This is a genomic window from Luteibacter sp. ME-Dv--P-043b (assembly GCF_030209605.1).
Classification (GTDB): domain Bacteria; phylum Pseudomonadota; class Gammaproteobacteria; order Xanthomonadales; family Rhodanobacteraceae; genus Luteibacter.
The window spans coordinates 24,151-49,101 of record NZ_JARVRT010000001.1; the positions used below are offsets into that span (position 1 = coordinate 24,151).

General features: G+C 68.4%; 29 protein-coding genes, 1 tRNA gene and 1 other RNA gene. 10 read left to right on the plus strand and 21 right to left on the minus strand.

Annotation, left to right across the window (positions count from 1 at the left end; translation table 11 throughout):
* Window positions 1–42: 42 nt before the first annotated feature.
* The 11 genes from QRN34_RS00115 to QRN34_RS00165 all read right to left on the minus strand — a co-directional run bounded on the left by QRN34_RS00115 (window position 43) and on the right by QRN34_RS00165 (window position 8,846).
* The gene (locus QRN34_RS00115) at window positions 43–402 is read right to left on the minus strand and encodes a PilZ domain-containing protein (protein ID WP_036142459.1); all 360 of its coding nucleotides are present in this window, start codon (window positions 400–402) and stop codon (window positions 43–45) included.
* A 34-nt stretch (window positions 403–436) separates the two neighbouring features.
* The gene (locus QRN34_RS00120; RefSeq protein ID WP_285400879.1) at window positions 437–1,399 is read right to left on the minus strand and encodes a PIG-L family deacetylase; all 963 of its coding nucleotides are present in this window, start codon (window positions 1,397–1,399) and stop codon (window positions 437–439) included.
* A gap of 62 nt (window positions 1,400–1,461) precedes the next feature.
* Window positions 1,462–2,424, minus strand: a complete 963-nt coding sequence (gene holB, locus QRN34_RS00125) for a DNA polymerase III subunit delta' (RefSeq protein ID WP_285400881.1) — start codon at window positions 2,422–2,424, stop codon at window positions 1,462–1,464.
* Entirely contained in the window at window positions 2,415–3,440 is a 1,026-nt protein-coding gene (gene mltG, locus QRN34_RS00130; RefSeq protein ID WP_285400883.1) for an endolytic transglycosylase MltG, read from the minus strand. Before mltG ends, holB begins: the two co-directional genes overlap by 10 nt.
* Window positions 3,440–4,729, minus strand: coding sequence for a beta-ketoacyl-ACP synthase II (fabF, locus tag QRN34_RS00135; protein WP_285400885.1), 1,290 nt, complete (start codon window positions 4,727–4,729; stop codon window positions 3,440–3,442). Before fabF ends, mltG begins: the two co-directional genes overlap by 1 nt.
* 159 nt (window positions 4,730–4,888) lie before the next feature.
* Window positions 4,889–5,134, minus strand: a complete 246-nt coding sequence (gene acpP / locus QRN34_RS00140; RefSeq protein WP_285400887.1) for an acyl carrier protein — start codon at window positions 5,132–5,134, stop codon at window positions 4,889–4,891.
* 169 nt (window positions 5,135–5,303) lie between these two features.
* Window positions 5,304–6,047: a 3-oxoacyl-ACP reductase FabG gene (gene fabG, locus QRN34_RS00145; RefSeq protein ID WP_285400889.1), complete on the minus strand. Its 744-nt coding sequence runs from the start codon at window positions 6,045–6,047 to the stop codon at window positions 5,304–5,306.
* A 47-nt stretch (window positions 6,048–6,094) separates the two neighbouring features.
* Window positions 6,095–7,045: an ACP S-malonyltransferase gene (gene fabD / locus QRN34_RS00150; protein ID WP_285400891.1), complete on the minus strand. Its 951-nt coding sequence runs from the start codon at window positions 7,043–7,045 to the stop codon at window positions 6,095–6,097.
* Between the two features lie 91 nt (window positions 7,046–7,136).
* Window positions 7,137–8,105 (minus strand): beta-ketoacyl-ACP synthase III, encoded by a 969-nt coding sequence (locus tag QRN34_RS00155; RefSeq protein ID WP_036144697.1) that lies wholly within the window; start codon window positions 8,103–8,105, stop codon window positions 7,137–7,139.
* A 90-nt stretch (window positions 8,106–8,195) separates the two neighbouring features.
* Window positions 8,196–8,390, minus strand: coding sequence for a 50S ribosomal protein L32 (gene rpmF / locus QRN34_RS00160; protein ID WP_036112167.1), 195 nt, complete (start codon window positions 8,388–8,390; stop codon window positions 8,196–8,198).
* A gap of 18 nt (window positions 8,391–8,408) precedes the next feature.
* Window positions 8,409–8,846, minus strand: coding sequence for a YceD family protein (locus QRN34_RS00165; protein ID WP_345782875.1), 438 nt, complete (start codon window positions 8,844–8,846; stop codon window positions 8,409–8,411).
* A 234-nt stretch (window positions 8,847–9,080) separates the two neighbouring features.
* On the opposite strand from QRN34_RS00165, the gene QRN34_RS00170 reads away from it, so the two are divergent.
* Window positions 9,081–9,527 carry a hypothetical protein gene (locus QRN34_RS00170; RefSeq protein ID WP_285400895.1) on the plus strand — a complete coding sequence of 149 codons (447 nt, stop codon included), beginning with the start codon at window positions 9,081–9,083 and terminating at the stop codon, window positions 9,525–9,527.
* Between the two features lies 1 nt (window position 9,528).
* Window positions 9,529–10,107 carry a Maf family protein gene (locus QRN34_RS00175; RefSeq protein WP_285400897.1) on the plus strand — a complete coding sequence of 193 codons (579 nt, stop codon included), beginning with the start codon at window positions 9,529–9,531 and terminating at the stop codon, window positions 10,105–10,107.
* Between the two features lie 43 nt (window positions 10,108–10,150).
* Here the strand turns inward: QRN34_RS00175 and QRN34_RS00180 are convergent, their stop codons facing one another.
* Window positions 10,151–11,758, minus strand: a complete 1,608-nt coding sequence (locus tag QRN34_RS00180; RefSeq protein WP_285400899.1) for a glycosyltransferase family 39 protein — start codon at window positions 11,756–11,758, stop codon at window positions 10,151–10,153.
* A gap of 5 nt (window positions 11,759–11,763) precedes the next feature.
* Between QRN34_RS00180 and QRN34_RS00185 the strand changes: the two genes are divergently transcribed.
* From QRN34_RS00185 to QRN34_RS00215, 7 genes are all read left to right on the plus strand, one after another.
* Window positions 11,764–12,705 (plus strand): AAA family ATPase, encoded by a 942-nt coding sequence (locus QRN34_RS00185; RefSeq protein ID WP_285400901.1) that lies wholly within the window; start codon window positions 11,764–11,766, stop codon window positions 12,703–12,705.
* A gap of 11 nt (window positions 12,706–12,716) precedes the next feature.
* Window positions 12,717–13,661: a DUF58 domain-containing protein gene (locus QRN34_RS00190; RefSeq protein ID WP_285400903.1), complete on the plus strand. Its 945-nt coding sequence runs from the start codon at window positions 12,717–12,719 to the stop codon at window positions 13,659–13,661.
* Window positions 13,658–15,649, plus strand: coding sequence for a DUF3488 and transglutaminase-like domain-containing protein (locus tag QRN34_RS00195; RefSeq protein WP_285400905.1), 1,992 nt, complete (start codon window positions 13,658–13,660; stop codon window positions 15,647–15,649). Before QRN34_RS00190 ends, QRN34_RS00195 begins: the two co-directional genes overlap by 4 nt.
* 42 nt (window positions 15,650–15,691) lie before the next feature.
* Window positions 15,692–16,282: a Slp family lipoprotein gene (locus tag QRN34_RS00200; protein WP_285400907.1), complete on the plus strand. Its 591-nt coding sequence runs from the start codon at window positions 15,692–15,694 to the stop codon at window positions 16,280–16,282.
* A 182-nt stretch (window positions 16,283–16,464) separates the two neighbouring features.
* Window positions 16,465–16,893: a GFA family protein gene (locus tag QRN34_RS00205; RefSeq protein ID WP_285400909.1), complete on the plus strand. Its 429-nt coding sequence runs from the start codon at window positions 16,465–16,467 to the stop codon at window positions 16,891–16,893.
* 159 nt (window positions 16,894–17,052) lie between these two features.
* On the plus strand, window positions 17,053–17,451 hold the full coding sequence (locus QRN34_RS00210; RefSeq protein ID WP_285400911.1) for a DUF2335 domain-containing protein: 399 nt from the start codon (window positions 17,053–17,055) through the stop codon (window positions 17,449–17,451).
* 54 nt (window positions 17,452–17,505) lie between these two features.
* Window positions 17,506–17,850, plus strand: coding sequence for a histidine triad nucleotide-binding protein (locus QRN34_RS00215; protein WP_285400913.1), 345 nt, complete (start codon window positions 17,506–17,508; stop codon window positions 17,848–17,850).
* A 1-nt stretch (window position 17,851) separates the two neighbouring features.
* On the opposite strand, the gene recR is transcribed toward QRN34_RS00215, so the two are convergent.
* The 7 genes from recR to QRN34_RS00250 form a co-directional block, all read right to left on the minus strand.
* Complete coding sequence (gene recR, locus QRN34_RS00220) at window positions 17,852–18,454, minus strand: recombination mediator RecR (protein WP_285400915.1); 603 nt, start codon at window positions 18,452–18,454, stop codon at window positions 17,852–17,854.
* Between the two features lie 13 nt (window positions 18,455–18,467).
* Complete coding sequence (locus QRN34_RS00225; protein WP_285400917.1) at window positions 18,468–18,791, minus strand: YbaB/EbfC family nucleoid-associated protein; 324 nt, start codon at window positions 18,789–18,791, stop codon at window positions 18,468–18,470.
* Window positions 18,788–20,587 (minus strand): DNA polymerase III subunit gamma/tau, encoded by a 1,800-nt coding sequence (dnaX, locus tag QRN34_RS00230; protein ID WP_285400919.1) that lies wholly within the window; start codon window positions 20,585–20,587, stop codon window positions 18,788–18,790. The genes QRN34_RS00225 and dnaX overlap by 4 nt, the downstream gene beginning before the upstream one ends.
* A gap of 76 nt (window positions 20,588–20,663) precedes the next feature.
* An RNA gene (gene ffs, locus QRN34_RS00235) (signal recognition particle sRNA small type) lies at window positions 20,664–20,760 on the minus strand.
* A 22-nt stretch (window positions 20,761–20,782) separates the two neighbouring features.
* Window positions 20,783–20,873: transfer RNA gene (locus tag QRN34_RS00240), tRNA-Ser, on the minus strand.
* Window positions 20,874–20,953: 80 nt separating this feature from the next.
* Window positions 20,954–21,712, minus strand: a complete 759-nt coding sequence (locus QRN34_RS00245) for an MBL fold metallo-hydrolase (RefSeq protein WP_285400921.1) — start codon at window positions 21,710–21,712, stop codon at window positions 20,954–20,956.
* Window positions 21,709–22,437 (minus strand): 3-deoxy-D-manno-octulosonic acid kinase, encoded by a 729-nt coding sequence (locus tag QRN34_RS00250; protein WP_285400922.1) that lies wholly within the window; start codon window positions 22,435–22,437, stop codon window positions 21,709–21,711. Before QRN34_RS00250 ends, QRN34_RS00245 begins: the two co-directional genes overlap by 4 nt.
* 44 nt (window positions 22,438–22,481) lie before the next feature.
* Between QRN34_RS00250 and QRN34_RS00255 the strand changes: the two genes are divergently transcribed.
* Window positions 22,482–23,558 (plus strand): glycosyltransferase family 9 protein, encoded by a 1,077-nt coding sequence (locus QRN34_RS00255; protein WP_285400924.1) that lies wholly within the window; start codon window positions 22,482–22,484, stop codon window positions 23,556–23,558.
* Here the strand turns inward: QRN34_RS00255 and QRN34_RS00260 are convergent.
* Complete coding sequence (locus QRN34_RS00260) at window positions 23,555–23,965, minus strand: DUF6165 family protein (protein WP_036142521.1); 411 nt, start codon at window positions 23,963–23,965, stop codon at window positions 23,555–23,557. The genes QRN34_RS00255 and QRN34_RS00260 overlap by 4 nt on opposite strands.
* A 41-nt stretch (window positions 23,966–24,006) precedes the next feature.
* Window positions 24,007–24,906, minus strand: a complete 900-nt coding sequence (locus QRN34_RS00265; RefSeq protein ID WP_285400927.1) for a LysR family transcriptional regulator — start codon at window positions 24,904–24,906, stop codon at window positions 24,007–24,009.
* Window positions 24,907–24,951 lie beyond the last annotated feature (45 nt).

Here is a 24,951-nt window from a genome sequence, read left to right on the forward strand (position 1 = left end):
GCCGTCACACGGCCTGCACGCGACGCCGGGCGGCGCGCGCGGTTACATCGTCTGGGTCGGGCGCTCCGAGGCCAGGCTGCCGGCGAGCAGGGCCTCGATCCGCTGGCGGGCGGCCTCGCTTTCGGGCGATTCGCTGAACTGGATGCCGACCCCGGCGGTACGGTTGCCCTGGGCGCCCACCGGCGTGATCCACACCACCTTGCCGGCGACCGAGAGGCGCTCGTTCTCGTCGATCAGGGTGACCAGCAGGGCCACTTCATCGCCCAGGCCGTAGCGCTGGGCAGTGGGCGCGAACAGGCCGCCGGTCTTCAGGAAAGGCATGTACGCGATGTACAGCGCGTTGACGTCCTTGATCTTCAGCGAAAGGATGCCCTGACGCGGCGATGAGGCGGTGGCGTTCATGCAAGCGATTTCCCCGTATTGAGGGCCATCCTAGCTAGCCGACCGTCCGGGCCACAAGCCCGGCCGGCTCCGGGGCCTCGCACGCCCACCCGTAGTGGTCGTAGATCCACGGCGTGGCCAGATCGGCGGTGAGCTTGACGAAAGCCGGGCCGGGCGCGCCGCGCAGGCGCAACTGCCAGCCACCGTCCACGGCCTCCAGCGGCGCCTTGCGCCACGGCCAGGCCACCACGCCCTGCCCGTCCGCCACCACGATGCGCAACCGGCGGCGGGCCAGGACGCCCGGATGCCACGGCAAGGGCAACAGCCCGGTGCCCGGCGCGGCGGCCGGGCGGTCGAAGCGCTCGGGGCGCGACGCCACAGCGAGCATGCGCTTGCGACTGAGCGCCACCTGGGTTTCGTGCTCCAGCACGGCGGCCAGCTTGGTCGCCTGGCGCTCGGCATCCAGGTCGGGAACGATCAGGTCGTCCGGCGCGCTGCGCTCGGTGCCGTGCACCATATAAGTGAGGATGTCGGCCGTCGAGCCCGCGGCCGCCAGGGCCAGGCGCGCCAGCACGTGGGCGGAGCCATGGTCCGGATGCGCGTCGCCCAGGTCGGGAATGACCACCAGCGTGGGGCGCACGCGCTCGATCACCCGCTTGACGGACGTCAGGGCCGCGGTGTGCCGCAGGCGCAGCTCGTCGGTGACCTGCATGTCGTGCCAGCCCAGCGCATGCAGCTGGTCGGGCGGGACGCCCAGCCGGCCCAGCGCGCCGGCCACTTCGCGCCGACGGCGTGCACCCCAGCGGCGACGGGCCGCCGCGTCGATGAGCACACGGCGCTCCAGCCAGCGCTGCGGCCAGGGGTTGTTGTCCCCGTCGGTCAGCAGCAGGACGTCGGCCCGGCCACCCTGGGCCAGGGTGCGCTGGATAAGCATGCCGGCGGCCAGCGACTCGTCGTCCGGATGGGGGGCGACGACGAGCAGGCGGGTGCCGCCGTCGATGACGGGGTCACGATACAAAGCGGATTCCTTGCACATCATTATGACAGGCGCATTAAGACCGACCGGCCGATAAGGCCGCGTCAACGCCAGGCCGCGAGCAGTTCGAGCAGGATCAGGTCGACCCGCAGGGGACCACGCAGGGCATCCCGCGCCCGGTTGGCCCGGCCGTACCACTGGTCCAGCGTTTCGTCGTCCAGCTGGCTTTCCAGTGGCGCCGGGGTGCCCGTGGTGCGGGCGCGCAGTTCGTCGGCCACGGCCTGCGCGGCAAACCAGAGGTAACGCGCCGGCTGGGCGGCCTGCCAGCGCTTGATCACTTCCATGGCGTCGCCGCGTCCGGCGGCCAGGGCGCGCAGGTCCTTGCGCACCTCGTCGCGCTGGCGCAGGGCGCCGTCGGCGGCCCACTCGCGCGCCATGCCCGGGTTACCGCCCGCGGCCTCGAGCGCGGCGGGCGCATCGGCCACGCCCTCGGCCGCCAGCCAAGCGAGCGATACGTCCCGCGAGGGCACCAGGAAATCGATGCGCTGGCACCGGCTGCGGATCGTGGCCGGAAGCCGGGCCGGCTCGTCGGCCACCAGCACCAGCAGCGTGGCCGGCGTGGGTTCTTCCAGCGTTTTCAGCAGGGCGTTGGCGGCGGCCGCGTTCATCGCATCGGCCGGGTCCACGGTGGCGACCTGCCAGCCGCCGAACTGGCTGGACATGGCCAGCCGCTGGGACAGGTCGCGAATCTGGTCGACGACGATCTCGCTGCGGGTGACGCCGTCCTTGCGCAGGCCGAACGACAGGGTCACCCGGTCCGGATGGGTGCCCGCCGCCAGGAACTGGCAGCTGCGGCACTGTCCACACGGCGCGCCGTTGACCGGCTGCAGGCAAAGCAGCCCACGGACGAACACCGAGAGGAAATCCCGTTTGCCCAGCCCGGCAGGGCCGGCCAGCAGCAGCGCATGGGGCAAGGCGTCGCGGTCGCGGCGGGCCTGCAGGCGGTCCCAGGCCTCCGCGTGCCAGGGGCGCAGGCCGACGTGGTGCGGGGGTGTCGTTACTGGCATCGCTTCAACTGGTAACAGGCCACGGCCCGGTTATGTTCGTCGAGGGTATCCGAGAAAACGTGGCTGCCGTCGCCACGGGCGACGAAATACAGCGCCTTGCCGTCGGCGGGATGCAACGTCGCCTCGATCGCCGCGCGGCCAGGCAGCGCGATCGGTGTCGGCGGCAGACCCACGCGGGTGTACGTATTGTAGGGAGTATCCGTGGTGAGGTCGCTCTTGTGGATCTTGCCCGCGTACGCCGCGCCCATGCCATAGATCACCGTCGGGTCGGTCTGCAACAGCATGCGCCCTTCCAGCCGCCGCATGAACACGCCGGCGATCCGCGGGCGCTCATCCGCCCTGCCCGTTTCCTTCTCCACGATGGACGCCAGGATCAGCGCCTCGTACGGCGAGGCCAGCGGCAGGTCGGGCGCGCGCGAGGCCCACGCGGTGTCGAGCGTCTTGCCCATCGCCACATAGGCCCGCTTGAGGATGCTCGAATCCTTGTCGCCCTTGACGTAGGCATAGGTCTCCGGAAGGAAACGCCCCTCCGGATTGTCGCCTTCCGGGCCGCCGACCAGTCGCATGATGGCGGCATCGTCGAGCCCGGCGGTGTCGTGGGTAAGCACGGGTGCCGCGGCCAGCGTGCGACGCAGGTCGGCGAAGGTCCAGCCGTCCACGATGGTCAGGTTGCGCTGCATGACCCGGCCGTTGGCCATGTCGCCCAGCAGGTCACGCGGCGTCATGCCCGGACGCAGGGCAAACTCGCCGGCATGGAGACGACCGGCGACGCGCATTTCCATGGCCAGCAGCCGCCAGTAGAACGGCGAGGCGCGGGTGGCGCCACGCGAGCGCAGGTCGCGCACGATGTCCCGGAACGACGCGCCGCGCGCCACGTCGATGCTCTGTCCGGCGGCGGCGACGGTCAACGGCGTACGGGCGAAGCGCGCCCAGTCGAACCACAGCCAGCCGCCCGCAAAGATACCTCCCAGCAACAGGAGCAGGAGGACGACCCGCCACCGGGCGATGCCGCGCATCAGAGGCGACGGAATACGAGCGTACCGTTGGTGCCGCCGAAGCCGAACGAGTTGGATACGACGACGTCGATATCCGCCTTCTCCGCCTGGTTGGGCACGAGGTCCATACCGAGCGCGGCGACCTCGGGATCCACCGTTTCCAGGTTCATCGTCGGCGGCATGATGCCGTCGCGGATGGCCATGATCGAGAAGATGGCTTCCACGCCGCCCGCGGCACCCAGCAGGTGACCGGTGACCGACTTGGTCGAGCTGACCGAGAAGGCGCCCTTCTTCGTGGCGTGGTCGCCGAACACGTTGCGGATGGCCTTGGCTTCGCCCAGGTCGCCCACCGGCGTGGAGGTGCCGTGCGCATTGACGTAGCGGACGTCCTCGGCCTTCAGACCGGCGTCGTGCAGCGCGTTGCGCATGGCCAGTTCCGCACCGTCGCCGCTGGGCGAGGTGATGTGGAACGCATCGCCGCTCATGCCGAAGCCGACCAGTTCCGCGAGGATGGTGGCACCCCGCGCCTTGGCGAACTCGTATTCCTCGAGCATCAGCATGCCCGCGCCGTTGGACAGCAGGAAGCCGTCACGCCCCGTGTCCCACGGACGGCTGGCGTGCACCGGGTCGTCGTTGCGCGTGGACATGGCCTTGGCCGAGCAGAAACCCGCCATGGCCGTGGGCGTGGTGGCAAACTCCGCGCCGCCGGCGATCATGGCATCGGCGTCGCCGTACTGGATCAGGCGCATGGCCATGCCGATGTTGTGCGCGGCCGTGGTGCATGCCGACACCAGTGCGATGTTCGGGCCCTTCAGGCCGTGGTAGATCGACAGGTTGCCGGCCACCATGTTGATGATCGAGCTGGGCACGTAGAACGGCGAGACCTTGCGCGGCCCCTTCTCGGCCAGCTCCAGCGCCGTGCCCTCGATGGTGTGCAGGCCGCCGATACCGGCACCGGCTGCGACGCCGATGCGGCCCGCGTTCTCGGCCGTGACGACCAGGCCCGACTGACGGAAGGCATGGGTGCCGGCGACGATGCCGTAATGAATGAACGGATCCATCCGCTTGAAGTCCTTCGCCACGGCGCGCCGCTCGTCGTCGGGCATGTCGGTGCCGACGAAGAAGGCGTCCACCGGATCGAAGTCCTTCACCTCACCCGCGATACGGGTGGAGTAGGCGGTGGCATCGAATTCGGACACCGGACCGATGCCGCTGTTGCCTTCGACCACGTTCTTCCAGGCGGTGGCTACATCGTTGCCGACCGGCGAGATGATGCCCATGCCGGTCACTACCACACGTCGCTTACTCATGCGTTCTCATCCTCAACTGTTTCCGCACACAGACCATACGCGGGCGCAGGTTGCGTTTGCCGCAAACGAAAACTGCGCCGTTAGGCGCAGCTTCCATGTCGCTCGGAGATCGACGGGAGGCAAGCCTCCGATCGACAAACCGCCGCCGGGGTGTCCTTCTCAGGACTTGCTGGGAGCGTGGTTCGTAACGTAGTCGATAGCCTGCTGGACGGTCGTGATCTTTTCAGCTTCTTCGTCCGGGATCTCGCACTCGAACTCTTCTTCGAGAGCCATCACGAGCTCGACGGTGTCGAGCGAGTCGGCGCCGAGATCGTCTACGAACGAAGCGTTGTTGGTGACTTCGTCTTCCTTAACGCCAAGCTGCTCTACGACGATCTTCTTGACACGCTCTTCGTTGGTGCTCATGTTGCCTTTACCTCCCGAGGGAAAAATTCGGCGGCATTGTAGTCGCTAAGGCCGGAGCCCGCCAACACAACGCCGCCACGTAGATAACGCCCGACTTTTCTGGGCCAGGCGCGAAACAGCGATTGTCTCTCAAAAACGTGCCGGTGGCGACTGCCGCCGACGACGATCGTCAAGGCATGTACATACCGCCGTTGACATGGAGCGTCTCGCCGGTGATGTAGCGGGCCGCCGGCGAGGCCAGGAAGGCCACGGCCTGGGCGATATCGTCGGCGTCGCCCAGGTGCCCCAGGGCGATCCCGGCCAGGAGGCCGGCACGCTGCTCGTCCGGCAGGGCACGCGTCATGTCCGTATCGATGAAGCCCGGTGCGACGACGTTGACGGTGATGCCACGCGAGCCGATCTCGCGGGCCAGCGATTTGGAAAACGCGATGATGCCGGCCTTGGCGGCGGCGTAGTTGGTCTGCCCGGGGTTGCCCGTCAGGCCCACGACGGACGCGATGCTGATGATGCGGCCCTTGCGTGCCTTCATCATGCCGCGCATCACTGCCTTGGAGGTGCGGAACACCGAGGTGAGGTTGGTATCGATGATCGCGCTCCAGTCCTCCTCCTTCATGCGCATGAGCAGCTGGTCGCGGGTGATACCGGCGTTGTTCACCAGGACGGAGACCGTGCCGGTCTCCTTGCCGATGGCCTCGACCAGCGCCTCGATGGCCGCCGGATCGGTGACGTCCAGCACGCGGCCATGGCCGCCGTGGGGCTTCAGGCGCTCGCCGATGGCCTGCGCACCCGCTTCGCTGGTCGCCGTGCCGAACACGGTGGCGCCCTGCGCAGCGAGAAGGTCGGCAATGGCCGCGCCGATGCCCCGGCTGGCACCGGTGACGAGGGCGACTTCGCCCTTGAGGGTCTGGGTCATGGGAATGTCCTGTCGTACCTGGGAGGGAGAGGGATGAGGGAACGGGGTCAGGCCTGTGCGGCGGCCAGCGCGGCATCCAGATCGGCCGGCGTGCCGAGCGGCCGGGCGTCCACCGACTTGTCGATGCGCTTGATCAACCCCGCCAGCACCTTGCCCGGCCCGCATTCGAGCGCCTGGGTGACGCCTGCGGCGGCCAGCGCCTGGACGCATTCGGTCCAGCGGACGGGAAGGTAAAGCTGGCGCATCAGAGCGCCGCGGATGGCCTCGACGGAGGTGTGCACGGCGGCGTCGGCATTCTGCACCACCGGAATGGCCGGCATGCGCCAGTCCAGGTCGGCCATCCGTTCGCCCAGGCGATCCGCCGCGTCGCGCATGAGCATGCAATGCGACGGCACCGACACGGCCAGCTTGACGGTCTTCTTCACGCCCAGTTCGGCCAGCCGCGCCAATGCGCGATCCACCGCGTCGGCATGGCCGGCGATGACCAGCTGGCCGGGCGAATTGAAATTGGCCGGGGCGACCACCTGGTCCTGGGCCACCTCCGAGCAGACCTGGGCGATCTGGGCATCGTCGCCACCGAGGATGGCGGCCATGGCACCGACACCGGCGGGCACGGCCGCCTGCATCAACCTGCCCCGCTCCGCGACCAGTGCGGCGGCATCCGTGAGGGACACGGCGCCCGCGGCGACCAACGCGCTGTACTCGCCCAGGCTGTGACCCGACAGCAAGGCCGGCATGGCGCCACCCTGCTTCACCCAGACACGCCAGAGGGCGACGCTGGCGGCCAGCAGCGCCGGCTGGGTGTTCTCGGTGCGGTTGAGACTTTCTTCCGGACCTTCCTGGCTGATCTGCCACAGGTCCACCCCCGCGCCGGCCGACGCCTCGTCGAACGTGGCGCGAACGTCGGGATGCGCGGCGGCGAGGTCGGCGAGCATGCCGATCGACTGCGATCCCTGACCGGGGAAGACGAAGGCGAGCGAGGCGCGGGTGGCGGTCATCGATGGGGTTTCCGGAGCGTCAAACCGCGAATGGTGCCAGCAACCCGGGGAGGAATGCACCATTCGCGGGCGTGTGGTGACGCCCCGCCCGTCAGTAGCGCAGCAGCGCCGATGCCCAGGTGAAGCCGCCGCCGAACGCTTCCAGCAGCAGGTTCTGCCCCCGCTTTACCTTGCCGGAGCGAATGGCGTAGTCGAGTGCGAGCGGCACCGAACCGGACGAGGTGTTGGCATGCTTGTCGACGGTCACGATGACGCGGTCCATCGACATGTTCAGGCGCTTGGCCGTCGCCTCGATGATGCGCAGGTTGGCCTGGTGGGGAATCAGCCAGTCCACTTCGTCCTCGGTCATGCCGGCATCGGCCAGCGTCTCGCCGACCAGGGCATCCAGGGTCTTGACGGCCACCTTGAAGACCTCGCGGCCCAGCATGGTGATACGCACGCCATGGTTGGGGCCATCGGTGAAGCCGGCGGACACGCCCACGGGATTGAACAGCAGGTGCTTGAACCCGCCGTCGGCGCGCATGCGCGTGGTGTAGATGCCCGGCTCGTCGGACGCGTCGAGCACCACGGCACCCGCGCCGTCGCCGAAGAGGACGCAGCTTTCGCGCTCCGTCCAGTCGACCATGCGCGTGAGCGTTTCGGCACCGATCACCAGGGCCCTCTTCGCCTGGCCGCTGCGAATGAACGCGTTGGCCACGCCCAGCGCGTAGACGAAGCCCGAGCACGCCGCGTTGACGTCGAACGCGGCGCAGCCGTTTGCGCCCAGCCGATGCTGGACCAGGCAGGCCGTGGACGGAAAGATGAGGTCGGGCGTGGTGGTGCCGAGCACGATCAGGTCGATGTCCGCCGCCTTGACGCCGGCGGCCTCGAGCGCGCGTTGCGCGGCGAGGAAGGCCAGGTCGCCGGTGGTTTCACCATCCGCAGCGATGTGGCGCTCGGTGATACCCGTGCGGGTGCGAATCCATTCGTCGCTTGTATCGACGATTTTTTCGAGATCGGCATTGGTCAGCACTTTCTCGGGAAGCGCACTGCCGGTACCGATGATGCGGGCGTATTTCAGATCCGTATCCCCATCGTTATGTATGTCCTGCAACGCAAAACGGCGCGTTGCCGCGCCGCCTGCGTTCCGATCGCCCCCAGGGGGAGCGGATCAGTCTTCGACTTCAACCGCGCCGCGGGTGTCGATGACCTTCTTGCCACGGTAGAAGCCGTCCTTGGTCACGTGGTGACGCAGGTGGACTTCACCGCTGGTCGGGTCGGTCGACAGCTGCACGGTCGTGAGCGCATCGTGCGAACGACGCATGCCGCGGGTGGAAGGGGTCTTGCGGCTCTTGGCAACGGCCATGGCTAATCTCCAGCGAAATTACTTGATGAGTCCGCGGAGTGCCGCGAACGGGTTATCGGTTTTATCCTGCGAGGGTTCTTCTTCCTCGCCGGCTCCAAGCATGTCGTCGGGCAACTCGTAGTCCGGGTTGACCGGAACCAGGGGCAGCACCAACAGCAGTTCATCTTCGATCGTGGCACGGGGATCGAGCTTGCCGTCTTCTTCGACCAGCAAGGCCTCGTACCCCGGAGGAAGCCCGGCTTCCTCGTTCTCATGCACGATCAGCCCGAGACGTGTATCGACTTCGACCGTCAGCACGAAGGGCTCGAGCGAGCGCTGACAGATCAGGGTCAACGGCGCTGTTGCACGCACGGCTACGTATTTGCTGCCGAAGTCGTCGGTGCCGAAGTCCAGTTCGTAGGTTACGTCACCTTCGGTGGACGCAATGACCTCACCGAGGCGGGTGAACGCCGACACGGGAAGCTGACCCTGGAACGAACGCCGCGCACGAACTTCGCGCCAGGCGTCCACGGACGATGGCAAAGTCACGGACATAATCGGGAAATGGTAGGCATCAACACCCTTGAAGTCAACCGGTTAGAAGATGCGGGGCGCGAGAACCACCGTTTTGCGCCGATGTACGGCTTTCGTGCAGACTTCCCACTGGCTGCCCCAGGCGGCGCGGATGCCCGCCGGGGCGAAAGAGGTCGCGTGTTTTCCTTTGCTTATTATGCACTTGCCGTCGTCGCAGCGCTAGCCATCGGTGGCTGCGCCTGGGCACTGCGGCACCAGCGCGTCCACCGCCGGCACGGCGCCCTGCAAAGCCTGATGGACAACGCCGACCGTCTGGAAGCCGACCTGAAGGATTGCCGCGACCGCCTCCAGCGCGCGCACGCCGTCATGTCGGTCAGCCCCGATGTGCCTGCCGCGGGCGAGGTCGAAGCCCAGCAGGCAGTGGACTCGGGCCTGCGCGCCCTGCTCCGGCAGCGCCTGTGGATTCGCGACCGCGGCGCCGAGGCCAGTCAGCGGGAGCTGGACGATGCCGTCGCGGCCCTGGTCCGGGCCAGGCACCAGCTGGAACCGCGGCTGCGCGCGCTGGACGACGCCCACGCGGCGCTGGACACCGCGGTTCGCGAACACATCCACAAGGACTTCTGACATGCCTTCCCCCGTCGTGCTTGCCTCCACCTCGCGCTATCGCGCGGCGATGCTGCGCCGACTGCTCGATCATTTCGACCAGGCCGCGCCGGGCACCGACGAAGCGGCGCATCCCGGCGAAGCGCCTGCGACACGCGCGGCACGGCTGGCCGAGGCCAAGGCACGCGCCGTGGCCGACCAGCGCCCCGGTGCCGTCGTGATCGGTTCGGACCAGGTGGCCGACCTGGACGGCACGGTGCTGGACAAACCCGGCAGTGCCGACAAGGCGCAGCAGCAGCTGGCGGCCAGTTCCGGCCGGGACGTGGTGTTCCATACCGCCGTCTGCGTGATCGACGCGACCGGCAAGGCGCTCACCCATATCGACGAGACACGGGTCACGTTCCGCACGCTGACCGCCGACACCATCGAACGCTACGTGGCCCGCGAGCAACCGCTCGACTGCGCGGGCAGCTTCAAGTGCGAAGGCCTGGGCATCGCGCTGTTCGAACGCATCGCCAATGACGATCCGACCGCGCTCGTGGGCCTGCCCCTGATCGCCACGGCGCGACTGCTGCGCGCGGCGGGAATCGCCCTGCCCTGACGGCGCCGTCGCCGAAGCTGCGCGACCTTCCCGACGCGTGCCATCAACCGCCAGCGCGGGCCGCGGCCTGCCACACCATGCAGGCATCGGTGTCGACCAGCCCGTGCGCGGGCACGGTCGCCCGATACAACGCGAAGCGGCGGCGCCCGTCGAACAGATCGCGCCGCGCGACCGCGTCGCCCATCGCAACGCGCGTGCACAGCGAACCCAGCCACGCGCGCCGCTCCCGCTCGCGCAGCGCAGTTTCGTCCACGACCAGCAGCAGCGGCGTACCCGCATGCGCGGCCAACCCCTTTTCGTCCAGGCCCCAGTCGGCCAGTTGCGGCGCACGGCCATGCTTGATGTTGAGCGGACTGTCCAGGCTGTAGACGGTGCGGTCGCGACCGAGCGCGAAACGCAGTTCCGCCGCCAGCATGAAATTGTCCGCCACCAGGATGGCGTCGGGATGCTCGTGCAGGAAGGGCGCCACGGCCGCGGACGATTCGCGCCAGCCGGTGAAGTTGGACGGAAACGCCTTCACCCCGGAAAGCGCACGGGCACCGGAGGGCGACGCGGCCAGCGCCAGGTAACCGAGGCCGATCGCCAGGCCCACGGCGGCCAGGCCGAAGGCCACGAAGGTCAATCGTCGGGCACGCCGCGACGCATCGCGCAGCAACAGCGGCAGGCCCGCACACAGCATTGCGTAGGCTGGCAACGGCCAGTGCGCGCGAAACCTCACGTCATCGGCAAACAGGCCGAGTCCGAAGTAGCCGAGAACGAAGGTTCCCGCCAGCACCGAGATCAGGTCGAACGGCGCTTCGTCGCGACGGCGCCACGTCTGCCAAAGTGCCCACATCGCGACCACCCAGGCCAATGGCGTGCAGGCCACCGCCTGCTCCAGCGGCTGCACCAGCGCATCGGCATGGAACTGCCAGGGATTGCGCTCGACCAGTTGGAAAGCCAGGCCCGCGCCGTGTGATGCCGCGTTGTAGAGCAACAGCGGCAGCAGGCCGATTGCCGCGATCGCCATGGCCAGCCACAGCCCGGGTCGCCGCCACTGCGTCCGGCCGCGGGGCGTCACCAGCAGGAACAGCAGCCCGCCGAGCATCGGCATCGCCGCACGGTAGTGGGTCGCCCAGGCGATGCCCAGACCGACGCCGAGCACCACCCAGTCACGAATACGGTTTTCCTCAAGCGCCGCGACCAGGCCCTGGGTGGCGAGCACGATGGCGAAGGTCAGCGGCACGTCCGGCAGCGCCAGTACGCCGAGTGAACCGATCAACGGCAGGCACAGGGCGAACGTTGCCGCCTGCCAGCGCGCGTGCTCGCCACCGTAGCGCCGCGCGATCGCGCCGACCTGCCACGGCAGCAGCGCACCGATGAGCAGGAACGGCAGGCGCAGCGGTAGAAGACCGTGGCCGAAGCAGGCCTCCGACACGGCGATCAGCCAAGCGGTCAACGGCGGAAGATCGCTATAGCCCCAGGCGGGCGCGAGGCTTTCCTGCCAGTAGAAGGCTTCGTCACCAAAGGGCGACAGGGTGCATGCGATGACGAGCTTGCCCAGGCAGACGACGGTGAACAGCACCAGGAAGGCGCCTCGCCACGATCGCGCGGGCACCGCTACACTGAATCCGTCCTGCTTCGACAGGGCCCGCCCGGGGAGCTTACGCATCGATCATGTCCGCCACGCATCCGCTCAACGATGAAATGCTTCGCCACCGGCTCGACGCCGCGCTGGCCCAGGTCAATGGCGTGCTGCTGGGCAAGCCGCGCCAGGTCAAGCTTGCCTTCACCTGCCTGGTGGCCGGCGGGCACCTGCTGCTGGAAGACGTGCCGGGCGTGGGCAAGACCACGCTGGCGCACGCCCTGGCCGCCACGTTCGATCTCGAATTCCAGCGCATCCAGTTCACCAGCGACCTCCTGCCTTCCGACATTATCGGGGTCAGCGTGTACGAGCGCGAGACCGGCGAATTCCGCTTCCACCCCGGCCCGATCTTCACCAGCCTGCTGCTGGCCGACGAAATCAACCGGGCCACGCCCAAGTCGCAAAGCGCGCTGCTCGAGGCCATGGCCGAGGGACAGGTCACCGTCGACGGCGTGACCCACGCCTTGCCACGGCCGTTCTTCGTCGTCGCCACGCAGAACCCGATCGACCTGGCAGGCACCTTTCCCCTGCCCGATTCGCAGCTGGACCGCTTCATGCTGCGCCTCAGCCTCGATTACCCCGACCCGGCCGCGGAACGCGCGCTGCTCACCGGCGAGGACCGCCGCGACATGATGGCGACCCTGCGCCCGCGACTGGACATCGCCGCCATCGACCAGTTGCATGCCGCGGCGCAGGCAATCAAGGTCACCGGCACCCTGCTCGACTACCTGCAGGCCCTGCTCAGCGCCAGCCGCAAGCATGGCGACGTGCGTGTCGGCCTGTCGCCGCGGGCAGGCCTGGCGTTGCTCGCCGCCGCACGCGCCTGGGCGATGCTGAGCGGGCGCGACTACGTCATTCCCGAAGACGTGCAGGCGGTGTTCGTGCCCATCGCGGCGCATCGCCTGGTGCCGGGACGTGGCGGCCAGCGCGAGGCGATCGCCCGCAGCATCCTGGCCGACACCGCGGTGCCCTGATGCCGGATGGGGTGCAGCGACTCACCGCCTGGGCGGAGCGCCGCCTGCCTTCGCTCACGCGGCTACGCCCCCGCGAGCCGCTGCCGATCCAGTTGCACCGTCGGCGTATCTACATCCTGCCCACGGGCTTCGGCCTCGCGTTCGCCGCGCTGCTCGGCGTGATGCTCATCGGCGCGCTGAACTACGCCAACAATGCCGCCCTCCTGCTCACCTGCCTGGTGGGATCGGTGAGCGCGGGAAGCATGCTGGTGGCCTTTCGCGTACTCAACGGACTCACCATCGGCGGGCTGCGCGCCGGCTCCGCGCGCGCCGGCGAAACCCTGCGCGTGTTCCTCGACATCGGTGCTTCGCAGCGCGAGCGCATGGCGGTGCGCCTGGATGTGGAAGGCCACGAGCATGTCGTCGTCGTGCCGGCCGGCGGCAGCGTCACCGTCGAATTCGGCCTGCCGACGGCCTTTCGCGGGTGGCAGGCCGTGCCGCGCATGCGCCTGCACAGCCGCTGGCCGCTGGGCATGTTCCGCGTCTGGAGCTGGCTCCATCCGGATCGCGCCCTGCTGGTGTATCCGCGCGCCGAGGGCATGGGTCCGGCACCGTTCGAACCGCAGGGCGATGCCGATCGCGGACGACCACGGCCCGGCGACGAGCTGGCATCGTTGCGCGATTACCGTGCCGGCGATCCACGCCGCCTGATCGCCTGGAAGCCGAGTGCGCGCCACCACTCGCTGCTGGTGAAGGACATGGAGCAACCCGCGCCGCAGGAAGACTGGCGCCTGGACTGGGACAGCATGCACGGACTGGACGACGAGACGCGCATCTCCCGACTGGCCCGCTGGGTGGACGAAGCACATGCCTCGGGCCGGCGCTGGAGCCTCAGGCTTCCGGACGGCTATTTCGATATCGCCCAGGGTGACGAGCACTACCATCGCTGCATGACGGCACTGGCGCTGCGCCCATGACCCGCTTCCGCCTGTCGCTGCGCGAGCGCCCCGCCAGCGAGCCACCGCTGACCCCGTGGTCGTTCGACCTGTTGTGCCTCACCATGGCCTTCGTCCTCGGCGTGCATGCGCCGCACCTGCCGTGGTGGCTGACGGCCGGCGTGGCCGTGGTCCTGGTCGCGCGCTGGCAACAACGCCGTCGCGGCGGTCGCCACACGCCGATCTGGATCAAGCTGCCGCTCATCGGCCTGCTACTGGCGTTGGTGATCCTCACCTACGGCAGCCTGTTCGGCCGCGAGCCGGGCAGTGCGTTCGCCGTGGGCCTGCTGGTGCTCAAGCTGCTGGAAAGCGAACGCCTGCGCGATGCGCGTGTCGGCGTGGCGTTCGCGGCGTTCGCCCTCATGAGCGCGCTGCTGTTCGACCAGGGCATCGTCGCCACGGCCATCGTGGCCGCCGGCGTCGTACCCGCGATGATGACGCTGCGTGCGCTGGAAACGGCCGGACCGCGCGTTCCGTCCTGGCGCGTCGAACTCACCCCGGTACTGCTCGCGCTGCTGGTGTCGGTGCCGCTGGCGCTGTTCGCATTCCTGTTCATTCCCCGCCTCAGCTCCCCCCTGTGGGGCGCGCCGACGATGGACCGCGCCACCACGGGACTGTCCGACCGCATGGCACCGGGCGACATGGCGGAGGTGCTCACCGACGACACACCCGCCATGCGGGTGACCTTCGACGGCCCCACGCCGATCGCGTCGTCACGTTACTTCCGTGCCTTCACCATGACCCGCTTCGACGGCCAGGCATGGAGCCCCGGGTTCGGCGGCCGCGACACCGGCACGCTGGAGGGCCAACCGCGTTTTCATTACCGGGTCACCCTGGAGCCGACGCGGGAGCGTGTCCTGCCCCTGCTCGACATGCCCCCGGACGCACCCACGGACGCCATGTTGCGCGGCGATCGCACGGCCGTGGCCAACCAGCGCCTGGAGAAGACCTACAACTACGAGGCGAGCGCCGTTGCCGACTACCGCCTCGACGCTGCCCTGGACCCCCTGGCCCGCCGCGCCACGTTGCAGTTGCCCGACCGCGTCGGCCCCCGCGCACGTGCCCAGGCCGCCGCGTGGGTGAGCCAGTACGGCGGCGATGCCCCGGCGATCGCCCGCGCGGCGCTGGCGATGTTCCACGATGGCGGCTTCCGCTACACGCTGGCCGCCGCGCCGCTGGGCCGCGATCGCATCGACGATTTCCTGTTCGGTACCCGCGAGGGCTACTGCGAGCATTACGCCTCCACCTTCACCTTCCTCATGCGCGCCGCAGGCATCCCGGCACGGGTCGTCACCGGTTACCAGGGCGGTTACTGGAACTCGCTCGGCCGCTATCTCCTGGTCCGCCGCGCCGACGCGCACGCCTGGACCGAACTGTGGATCGAGGGCCGCGGCTGGGTTCGCTTCGACCCGACCGGCGCCGTGCGCCCCGAGCGCGTCACCCTGGGCGCCGCGGCGGCGGCTGCAGGGGACGGCGGTGGTGAGGGCCTGTTCGACGCCGCCTGGTGGCGCAACACACGCGATCGCTGGGATGTGGTCAACCAATGGTGGAACCAGGCCGTTAACGGCTTCGATTCGCTTCGTCAGCAAGGTTTGCTGCAGCCGTTCGGCATCCGCCGTGCGGAGGTGGGCGACCTTGCCCTGGTCCTCGCGGTCGGTTTCGCGGTGCTGGTGGTGGGTGCCCTGGGCTGGGCGCTGTTCCAGCGGCGTGAAGGCGATGCGCTGGATGCGTCGATGCAGCGGCTGCGGCGCAAACTCGCCAGGGCCGGTGTCTCCCGACGCGCGGGCGAGGGACCCAGGCATTTCATGGCCCGGGCGGCCCGTGCGCTGCCGGAACACCGAAATGCCTTGGAAAGGTTGAGCGAGGTCTACTTGCGCTCGCGTTACGCCCATGACAAACCGCCGCCTGAACTGGTCACCGAATTCAGGCGCGGGGTGGACGAATTAAAGACGCGCCGCGTGGTCAAATAGGTCATGGTACCGGCTGTGCCCGGCACCCCTGGGAGATGTTTCATGTCCATGTTCAAACCGCTGGCCGTCGCGGCCGCGACCCTGGCCCTCGGCGCCTGCGCCACGGTGCCCCAGCCGCTGCAGGGCCAGTTCAACAACGTGTCCACCTCCGGCGCCCAGCAGGGCGGCGCACCCGGCGCCAAGGTGCGTTGGGGCGGCGAGATCATCAAGACCGAGCCGGGCCCGCAGCAGACCTGCTTCTTCGTGCTGTCGGAACCGCTCGACGCCGAGGCGCGCCCCACGGCCAGCAAATCGGACAGCCAGGGTCGCTTCGTCGCCTGCCGCGACGGCTTCTACGATCCGGAAGTCTTCACCCGCGGTCGCGAGATCACCGTCACCGGCACCCTGCACGGCGCCGTGTCGCAGAAAGTCGGCGATTTCGATTATGCCTATCCGCGTGTCGAGGCCGATGTCGTCTACCTCTGGCCCAAGCGCGTCCCGATCAACCGTGCCTACGGCCCGGGCTTCTACGACCCGTTCTGGGGTCCGGGCTTCGGCCCCGGTTTCGGTCCCTACGGCTACGGCCCATGGGGCGATCCGTTCTACTATCGCCCGCGCACCATCATCGTGCGCCCGCCGCCCCGCGTCCGCTGATCCCGGCCGGCGGCAAACGAACCCGGTGCCGCAAGGCGTCGGGTTTTTTTATGCAACGCCCCACGCCACGCCACGCCGTAGGAGCGGACGATGTCCGCGATCCCCTCGACCCGACCACCGCGCACGACGCCATGCGCGCTATCGGAACCGACACGATATTCCCAAACCCGATGAGGCTTCCCATGCTCCCCGACATCACCGAATCCCGCGCCGCCTGCCATTGCGGCACCGTCCGCTTCACGGTGAAACTCAGCGACGGCCTGCGCACCGCGCGCCGCTGCAACTGTTCCTACTGCCGCATGCGCGGCGCCGTGGTCGTCTCCGCCAACCTCGACGGCATCACCATCCACCAGGGCGAGGACGCGTTGGGCGTCTACCAGTTCAACACCGGCACGGCCAAGCACTTCTTCTGCTCCAAGTGCGGCATCTACACTTTCCACCAGCGCCGGTCGAACACCGACCAGTACGGCATCAACGTCGCCTGCCTGGAAGGCATCAGCCCCTTCGACTTCGAGGACGTCCCCGTGCTGGACGGCATCAACCACCCCGCCGACCAGGGCCGGAAAACCGGCGAACCCATCGCCCACCTCCGCTACATCCCCTCGCCATAACACTGCACACCAACACCGCCCTGCCTAACCCGCCCTGTAGGAGCGGACGATGTCCGCGATCGGCGCCCCGCCCGGGTCCATCGACACCATGACCTCTGTCGGTTGAGCCATCCTCCGCCGCATCCTAAAGTGAAAGACCACACCGTCAGGAGGACAGCGATGAACGAGGTGACGCCGACACGTCTAGCCACACCGTATAGCGTGAACCATGATTTCCACCGACTTGGCGGATTGCCGAGTCCAGGCGAACTGGCCGATTACGAACGCGCCGTGCCAGGTTCAGGTGAACGTATCCTTGCCTTGGCGGAGAAATCCATCGAACAGGGCGCCGTCATCGCCGCCTCCGAGGGCCTTCGGCTGGACACGGCGCAAAAACGTGAGCACCTCACTCGACGGCTGACGCAGGGTTTCGTCGCCATCATCAGCATCACCGCTGTCGTCATGGGCGGCGGCATCCTCTTCCTGTCGGGAAACTGGGAGGCATCGTTGATCGCGGTCGGTGTACCCGCATGCGCGCTCACCGCCATGGCTGTGGTCACGCGTCCAACGCGCGAATAACCTGGATAAGCATGCGAAGCTGAAAATCCACGTCTACCACGACCAGGACATCCGATGACCGAAACGATCTTTGCAAAAATCATCCGCCGCGAGATCCCCGCCGACATCGTCTACGAAGACGACGACGTGCTGGCCTTTCGCGACCTCAATCCGCAGGCACCGGTGCATGTGCTCTTCATCCCGAAGCATGCCATCGCCACGCTGGACGATGCGACGCCCGACGATGCGACCGTTCTCGGCAAGCTATTGCTCGCCGCCGCAGCCTACGCACGCGAACAGGGTTTTTCGAAGGACGGTTATCGCACCGTGATCAACACGAACGGGCACGGCGGGCAGACGGTGTTCCACATCCATGTGCACCTGCTGGCCGGGCGCCAGATGCAGTGGCCCCCGGGCTGAATCAGCCGACGGACTGACGGCTGCCGAATGCGTGCGCCAGCGTGCCGCGATCGACGAACTCCAGTTCGCCGCCCAACGGCACGCCGTGGGCAAGGCGCGTGGCACGGATGCCGGCGGCACGGGCCAGCTGGCCGATGTAATGCGCGGTCGCCTCGCCTTCCACGGTGGGGTTGGTGGCGATGATCATTTCCTCGATCTCGCCCTCGCCCAGCCGCTCCACCAGCAACGGCAGGCCGAGTTCGTCCGGACCCAGGCCGTCGAGGGGCGACAGGCGCCCCAGCAGCACGAAGTAATGGCCCCGGAAGCCCGTCGCCTGTTCGATGGCGGCCAGATCGGACGGCGACTCCACGATGCACAGCACGTGCTTGTCGCGCGTGGGACTGGCGCACACGGAGCACACCGGCGTCTCGCTGAAGTTGCGGCAGCGCGTGCAGTTGCCCACGTCGCGCATGGCCGATTCCAGCGCCGAGGCCAGGCGAAGGCCACCCTGCCGCTCGCGTTCGAGCAGATGGAAGGCCATGCGCTGGGCGCTCTTGGCGCCGACGCCCGGCAGGCAACGCAGGGCGTCGATCAGTTCGCCCAGCACGCGGGACCCGTTACTCATCGCCGAAGGCCGATCAGAACGGCATCTTGAAGCCGGGGGGCAGGTTCAGCCCCGCGGTAACGCCGCCCAGCCGGTTGCGGCTGAGCTCGGCGATCTTGTTGACCGCGTCGTTGATGGCCGCAGCCACCAGGTCCTCGGCCATTTCCGGATCGTCGGCGAACGACTGCCGATCGATGTGCACCGAGCGCACCTCGTGGCCGCCGCTCATGGTGACCGTGACCAACCCACCGCCGGCGGAACCGGTGACTTCCGTCTTGGCGAGTTCGTCCTGCGCACGCTTCATTTCATCCTGCATGCGCTGGGCTTGCTGCATCAGCTGACCGATTTGACCTTTCACGTTCCTGGCTCCACGGGTTTGATCGATTGGGGAATGACGCGCGCGTCGAAATCGCGCTTGAGCGCCTGTACGAAGGGATCGGATTCCATCGAGGCCTCGGCGCGGGCCTGGGCATCGGTGGCGGCCTGCGCCCGGCGCTCCGCCGGGGTGCCGAGGTTGCCGCGATCGGCCACGAAGCGGAAGCGGATGCGCCGGCCCAGGGCCTGCGAGACCTTCTCTTCCATCTGGCTGGTCAACGGCTCCACCGCCAGGTGCATGTGCTGTGGCTGCAATGCGAGGACCATGCTCTCGCCGTCCACCTCGCGCAGCGAACAGTTCTGTGCCAGCTGCCCAATGGGACCGCGCAGGTGGGCGCGCTCCACCACCTCGTGCCAGTCCGGCAGGCCATCCGCACCGAGGGTGATGGGCCGCGGCGGCTCGGCTGGCTCAGGCGTGGGCGCCGGCGCGGAATGACCGGCAGCGCGGGAGGGCGACGGTGCGGCTGGTGCGGCAGGTGCGGCTGGTGCGGCTGGCCGCGAGGCTGCCGGAGCCGGAGCCGCCGGTGCTGGACGCGCCGGCGGGGCTGAATGGGAGGTCGCGGCAGTGCGCGACGGAGCCGACGCCGGCGGCGGCGCCGCGGCGGCCTGCGGTGCGTGACCTGCCGCGGCCCCCGGTGCGGGCGCCCGTGGCGCGGCGGCGGCCGTACGCGTCGGCGAACCCGAGACAGGCTGCCCACCCTCGGCCGGCCGGAACGCGAACATGCGCAGCAGCGCCATCTCGAAACCGATGCGTGCATCCGGCGCCATCGGCAGCTCACGACGGCTGGTGGTGGCGATCTGGTAGTAGAGCTGGACGTCCTCGGGAGCGATGCGCGCGGCGAGGTCGGCCAGGCCGGCGTCGCTTTCTTCCTCGCGGTACCCGGGCACCAGCTGGATCAGCTGGATACGGTGCAGCACCGTGGCGAAGTCGTCGAGCACGCCGGCGAAGTCCGGCGAGAACGAGGCGATGCGCTCGGCCTCGCCCATCAGGGTGGCACCGTCACCGGCGGCCAGCGCCTCGAGCACGCCCAGCACCTGGCCACGCTCGACGCTGCCGAGCATGGCGCGCACGTCGTCGGCGCGCACGGCGCCTCCGCCATAGGCGATAGCCTGGTCGAGCAGCGAGAGCCCGTCGCGCAACGAACCGTCCGCGCCGTGCGCGAGTTCGCCGATGGCGTCTTCTTCGTACTCGATGCCTTCGGCGCCGAGGATGTGGCGCATCTGCCCGGAGATCTGGTCCGGCAGCAGCCGCTTGAGGTTGAACTTCAGGCAGCGCGACAGCACCGTGACCGGCAGCTTCTGCGGGTCGGTGGTAGCGAGCAGGAACTTCACGTGCGGCGGCGGTTCTTCCAGCGTCTTCAGCAGCGCGTTGAACGCCGGCTTGGACAGCATGTGCACCTCATCCACCAGGTACACCTTGAAACGACCACGCGAGGGGGCGTACTGCGCGTTCTCGATCACTTCGCGTACGTCGTCCACGCCGGTGTTGCTGGCCGCATCGATCTCCAGCAGGTCGACGAAGCGGCCGGCGTCCACCGCGGTGCAGACCGAGCAGACGCCGCAGGGATCGGCCGATTCGCCACGCTCGCAGTTGAGCGACTTGGCGAAGATGCGGGCGATGGTGGTCTTGCCGACGCCGCGGGTGCCGGTGAAGAGGTAGGCATGGTGCATGCGGCCGGAGTCGAGCGCGTTGGTCAGCGCCCGGACCACATGCTCCTGGCCCACGAGTTCAGCGAACTTGCGGGGGCGCCACTTGCGTGCGAGGACCTGATAGGACATGCGTAGTACCTTGGGGCGACAGTGGATTGTGCCAAGGACACGCGTCGGGCGCACCCCAGCCCCGAAAAGGCGATGACCCTGCCAGCCACACCCCGGCGCCCGAGTCATCCGCTACCGTTGCTTCCTTCCGGACCTGGCGGAGTTTACGGACTATCGTCGCGGGGGGACCGACAGGGTCACCATAAGACTTACATCTGGCGGAGAGAGCGGGATTCGAACCCGCGATACCTTATTAGGGTATACACACTTTCCAGGCGTGCTCCTTCAACCACTCGGACACCTCTCCACACCGGTACATCCTCTTTCCCGGCGTCCTGTCCGGCAAAGAAGCGGAAGGATAACGTTCCCGCCGCGGCTGGGCAAGTCTCAGCCGGCCGTGGGGTGGGGTGGCTCGGGCTGCGGCAGGGGCAGGCGTTCGCCGGGATGGGCGATGCGGTAGCCCCGCGCGACCAGCACCTCCCCGTCGGCGGCACTGCCGTAATGGTAGAGCGCCATGCGCGAGCGGGCTTCGCCGGGGTATTCGCGCTCAAGGTCGTCCACGCCGGTGTGCGAGGGGTTGCCGACGACGCCGCAGTCGTGGGCGATCAGCTCGCCGCGCATGCCGTACAGCGCGATCGCCTCCGGCACCGGCCGGGTATCGCCGGTGTAGACCAGGCTGCCGCGCAGGGCCAGGCCGTACGAGGTGCCCTGCACGTGGTGGCGGGTGGGAAACACGTCGAACCAGTGGCCTTCGTGCCAGAAGCCGCGGGTGCACGGGATGAGGTGGAATGCATCCCAGTAGTTGACGCCGCCTTCGGCCAGGGCGCCGGGGTAGTCGGCCACCCTGCCCTGCAGCCAGGGCAACAGGGCGGCGTGCAGGTAGACCTTCGTGCGCCCGCGCAGGGCCTCGTCGAACCACAGGCGGAAGAACAGTCGCTCCATGCCGGCCACGTGGTCCATGTGCACATGGGTGATGTAGAGGGCCGCCGGTGGTGCACCGTACGCCGCCACGTAACGATCGAGCGTGTCGGGACCGCAATCGACCAGCAGCAGCGGCGCGCCGTCACGCTCCACGACCACGGCGGAGGAGCCCAGCTCGACCGCGTGGGCGGCACCGGTGCCGAGGAAATGCAGGTTCCACGTCATGCGCCCAGGCTCCGTTCGTAGTGGTCCATCAAGGCCGGCCATAGCGTGGCGTCGAAAGTGCCTCCTGCCAGATCGCGCGCGCCCAGTTTCACCAGCGAGCGCTTCAGGCGATCCAGGTTGGCATGGCGCCAGCGACGGGACACGCCGCGCAGCCGGCCCCGGTCGAAATCGATGAGGTAGAGGCCGTCGGCCCCGACGAGGATGTTGTGTGCGTTGAGATCGGCGTGCCAGGCACCCTCGCGGTGGAAGCGCGCGATCAACGCGCCCACCTGGCCGGCGAGCGCCGGGGTGAAGGCGCCTTGCTGCAGCTGCTCGGCCAGGGTGGACGCCCGCGGGATGCGCAGGGTCATCAGGTCGGCCGAATAACGCATGCCCTGGCGTACGAAACGGGCCGCCAGCGGCGGCGACACGGGCAGCCCGCGACGTTGCAGTTCCACCAGCAGGCGGAACTCGCGATCGCTGCGCGTGCGTCGGCGTCCGGTAAAAAGGTAGCGGTCGCCGAGCAGACGGGCCACCATACCGCCGCGCCGGTAATGCCGCAGCACGGCTTCACCGGCGGGCGTATCGACCACCGCCACGCCGCCGCGGCCGCCGGATTGCGTGCGCAGGGCGCCGCGCTCGCGCCAGTATTCGGGCGAGAACCACCGCGCGTCGACTTGAGGTGCACGGGTCGCGTCGAACAGAATCGTACCGTCCGCGCCCTCCTCCACTCGTTGCTCTTTCATTTCATCGGCCGCCCTTGCGCAGCCACTCATCCGGTGCTCCGATCGTGTCCAGTCTAACAAGCCGTCCGCTCCCGTCGGGGGATTCCAGCCTCTGCATCCTGCGCACCTCCGCCATCGGCGATGTCACGCACGTGGTGCCGCTGGTCCGCACCCTTCAGGAAAAGGCGCCATCCACGCGGCTGACCTGGCTGGTAGGCAAGCTGGAACGACGCCTGGTGGGCGACCTGTCCGGCGTGGAATTCATCACCTTCGACAAGGGCAAGGGCCGCGAGGGCCTGCGCGAGGTAAGGCAGGCGCTGGCCGGACGCCGCTTCGACGCGCTGCTGCACATGCAGGTGGCGTTGCGTTCCAACCTGCTCAGCCTGGCGGTCAGCGCGGATCGGCGGATCGGCTACGACCGCGCGCGTTCGAAGGACCTGCACGGCCTGTTCATCCGCGAACGGATTCCGGCGCGCTCGGGGCAGCACGTGCTGGATGCGCTAGGCAGCTTCGTCGAGCCGCTGGGCCTGACGCAGACCGGGGTTCGCTGGGACATCCCGGTGCCGGACGACGCCAGGGCATGGGCCGCGGCGCAGCTTCCGGGCGACACGCCGACCCTGCTGGTCAGCCCCATGTCCAGCCATGCGCTGCGCAACTGGCGCGTGGACCGCTATGCGGCATTGATCGACCATGCCATGGCACGCGGCCTGCGCGTGGCACTGGTCGGCGGGCCGTCGGAGGGCGAGCGGGCACTGGCGGATCGCATCCTCGCGGCCACCGCCTCGGCGCCGCTGGACCTGACCGGCAAGGACACGCTGAAACGTTTCATGGCCCTGCTGGAGCGCTCGGCCATGATCCTCACGCCGGACTCCGGCCCGATGCACATGGCCAACGCGGCCGGGGTGAAGGTGCTGGGGCTGCATGCCGCCAGCAACCCGCACCGCTCCGGTCCCTATTCCGATCGCCGCTGGTGCGTCGATCGCTACGATGCCGCCGCGCGTCGTTTCCTGGGCAAGCCGGCCGCCGAGCTGGCCTGGGGAACCAAGATCGAAAAGCCCGGCGTCATGGACCTCATCGAGGTGGACGACATGCGCGAGCGCTTCGAAGCCTGCGCGGCGTTCCTGCAACTGCCGTTGCGTTAAGCGCCGGTCTGCGGCGCGCGGTAATCTTGGTACGACTTCTCTTCGACCAGCGTGGAGCCCAGCTTCATGTTGATCTCGCGCTTGATCGCGGCGCGCTCGTCGTTCTCGATGTACACCGAACGCGCCAACTGGATGAACGCGTCGTCGAACGCCTGCGCGCGCTCCTTCAGGCGAATGTCGTCCTCGATCTTCCACAGGCGCTGGTTGACGGCGAGAAGGCGCGCCTGCTCGTCGGTGATGTCGGTCTCGGAGGCCTTGTCGTTTTTCCACGTCGCGTCGAGCAGTTCGAGCTCGTTGCGCACGTTGGTCAGCTTGGCATCGTCCTGGATTTCCATGAGCTTGATCTGCAGGATCGTGATCTTGTCGATCAGCTCGCCATAAGAGACGGGGGTATGGATCAGGCTCATGGGCAAATCTCCGGTCTGTCAGGCGCCGGAGGTTAACAGTTTTACGCGTTGCCGGACGCCCCATAGGCGGTCAGGCCTTCCACCAGGTGGTCGTAGACCGCGCGCACGCGGCGGCTGCGGCGCTGGTCTTCGTGCATGACCACCCACAGCCGCAGCGGCACCTCCAGCGTCTTCGGGAACAGGCGAACCAGCCCGCTGCGTCGCGCCAGCGGCACCTGGCAGAAACCGATGCCGAAGCCGGCGCGAATGGCCGCCAGCGCCGCCAGGTCGTTGTCCGTGCGCAGCGCGAAGTGTTCGCGTGAGTACGGGACATCGGCGGGACGCAGGGCCCGGATATACGGTTTTTCCTCGTCGTATCCGATCAGCGCATGGCTGGCGATGTCCGCGACACGACGCGGGCGCCCGGCCACGGCGAAATAATCCGCATGACCGTAAAGCCCGATGGGGATGTCGGCGACGTGCCGTGCGACCAGGGCGTCCTGTTGGGGCACGGCGCTGCGCACGGCGATGTCGGCGTCGCGGCGCAGCAGGTTTTCCGTGCGGTTGGTGGTCGACAGCTCGATGACGATGCGTGGGTGCGCGCGCCGGAAACCGGCCAGCATCGGCGGCAGCACTTCCACCCCGATCACCTCGCTGGCGGTGATGCGGACAACACCCTGCAAGGTGTCGCGGCTGGCGGAGGCCGCGCGCCGCACGGACGCCGCCGCGGACGCCATGGCTTCCGCGTGCGGCAGCAGTTCCAGCGCGGCATCGGCGGGAAGCAGCCCGTGCGGCACGCGCGAGAACAGGTCCACGCCCAGGGCGCTTTCCAGCTCCCGGATGTGCCGGCCCAGGCTGGGCTGGGTCATACCCAGCGAACGCGCGGCCGCGGAAAGGCTTCCCTCGCGCATCACGGCGAGGAAAGAACGGAAAAGATCCCAGGCGGGTTCGCGGCTGGCCATACGTAAATGTATGGCACCCATGCGCCCTTATGCAATTCACGACTA

What these genes read in the sequence shown, in the direction of transcription:
- QRN34_RS00115 (WP_036142459.1), bottom strand. Translation starts at nt 402, where the DNA reads ATGAACGCCACCGCCTCATCGCCGCGTCAGGGCATCCTTTCGCTGAAG.
- holB (WP_285400881.1), bottom strand. Translation starts at nt 2,424, where the DNA reads ATGCCAGTAACGACACCCCCGCACCACGTCGGCCTGCGCCCCTGGCAC.
- mltG (WP_285400883.1), bottom strand. Translation starts at nt 3,440, where the DNA reads ATGCGCGGCATCGCCCGGTGGCGGGTCGTCCTCCTGCTCCTGTTGCTG.
- fabF (WP_285400885.1), bottom strand. Translation starts at nt 4,729, where the DNA reads ATGAGTAAGCGACGTGTGGTAGTGACCGGCATGGGCATCATCTCGCCG.
- acpP (WP_285400887.1), bottom strand. Translation starts at nt 5,134, where the DNA reads ATGAGCACCAACGAAGAGCGTGTCAAGAAGATCGTCGTAGAGCAGCTT.
- fabG (WP_285400889.1), bottom strand. Translation starts at nt 6,047, where the DNA reads ATGACCCAGACCCTCAAGGGCGAAGTCGCCCTCGTCACCGGTGCCAGC.
- fabD (WP_285400891.1), bottom strand. Translation starts at nt 7,045, where the DNA reads ATGACCGCCACCCGCGCCTCGCTCGCCTTCGTCTTCCCCGGTCAGGGA.
- rpmF (WP_036112167.1), bottom strand. Translation starts at nt 8,390, where the DNA reads ATGGCCGTTGCCAAGAGCCGCAAGACCCCTTCCACCCGCGGCATGCGT.
- QRN34_RS00175 (WP_285400897.1), top strand. Translation starts at nt 9,529, where the DNA reads ATGCCTTCCCCCGTCGTGCTTGCCTCCACCTCGCGCTATCGCGCGGCG.
- QRN34_RS00180 (WP_285400899.1), bottom strand. Translation starts at nt 11,758, where the DNA reads ATGCGTAAGCTCCCCGGGCGGGCCCTGTCGAAGCAGGACGGATTCAGT.
- QRN34_RS00185 (WP_285400901.1), top strand. Translation starts at nt 11,764, where the DNA reads ATGTCCGCCACGCATCCGCTCAACGATGAAATGCTTCGCCACCGGCTC.
- QRN34_RS00195 (WP_285400905.1), top strand. Translation starts at nt 13,658, where the DNA reads ATGACCCGCTTCCGCCTGTCGCTGCGCGAGCGCCCCGCCAGCGAGCCA.
- QRN34_RS00200 (WP_285400907.1), top strand. Translation starts at nt 15,692, where the DNA reads ATGTCCATGTTCAAACCGCTGGCCGTCGCGGCCGCGACCCTGGCCCTC.
- QRN34_RS00205 (WP_285400909.1), top strand. Translation starts at nt 16,465, where the DNA reads ATGCTCCCCGACATCACCGAATCCCGCGCCGCCTGCCATTGCGGCACC.
- QRN34_RS00210 (WP_285400911.1), top strand. Translation starts at nt 17,053, where the DNA reads ATGAACGAGGTGACGCCGACACGTCTAGCCACACCGTATAGCGTGAAC.
- QRN34_RS00215 (WP_285400913.1), top strand. Translation starts at nt 17,506, where the DNA reads ATGACCGAAACGATCTTTGCAAAAATCATCCGCCGCGAGATCCCCGCC.
- recR (WP_285400915.1), bottom strand. Translation starts at nt 18,454, where the DNA reads ATGAGTAACGGGTCCCGCGTGCTGGGCGAACTGATCGACGCCCTGCGT.
- dnaX (WP_285400919.1), bottom strand. Translation starts at nt 20,587, where the DNA reads ATGTCCTATCAGGTCCTCGCACGCAAGTGGCGCCCCCGCAAGTTCGCT.
- QRN34_RS00245 (WP_285400921.1), bottom strand. Translation starts at nt 21,712, where the DNA reads ATGACGTGGAACCTGCATTTCCTCGGCACCGGTGCCGCCCACGCGGTC.
- QRN34_RS00250 (WP_285400922.1), bottom strand. Translation starts at nt 22,437, where the DNA reads ATGAAAGAGCAACGAGTGGAGGAGGGCGCGGACGGTACGATTCTGTTC.
- QRN34_RS00260 (WP_036142521.1), bottom strand. Translation starts at nt 23,965, where the DNA reads ATGAGCCTGATCCATACCCCCGTCTCTTATGGCGAGCTGATCGACAAG.
- QRN34_RS00265 (WP_285400927.1), bottom strand. Translation starts at nt 24,906, where the DNA reads ATGGCCAGCCGCGAACCCGCCTGGGATCTTTTCCGTTCTTTCCTCGCC.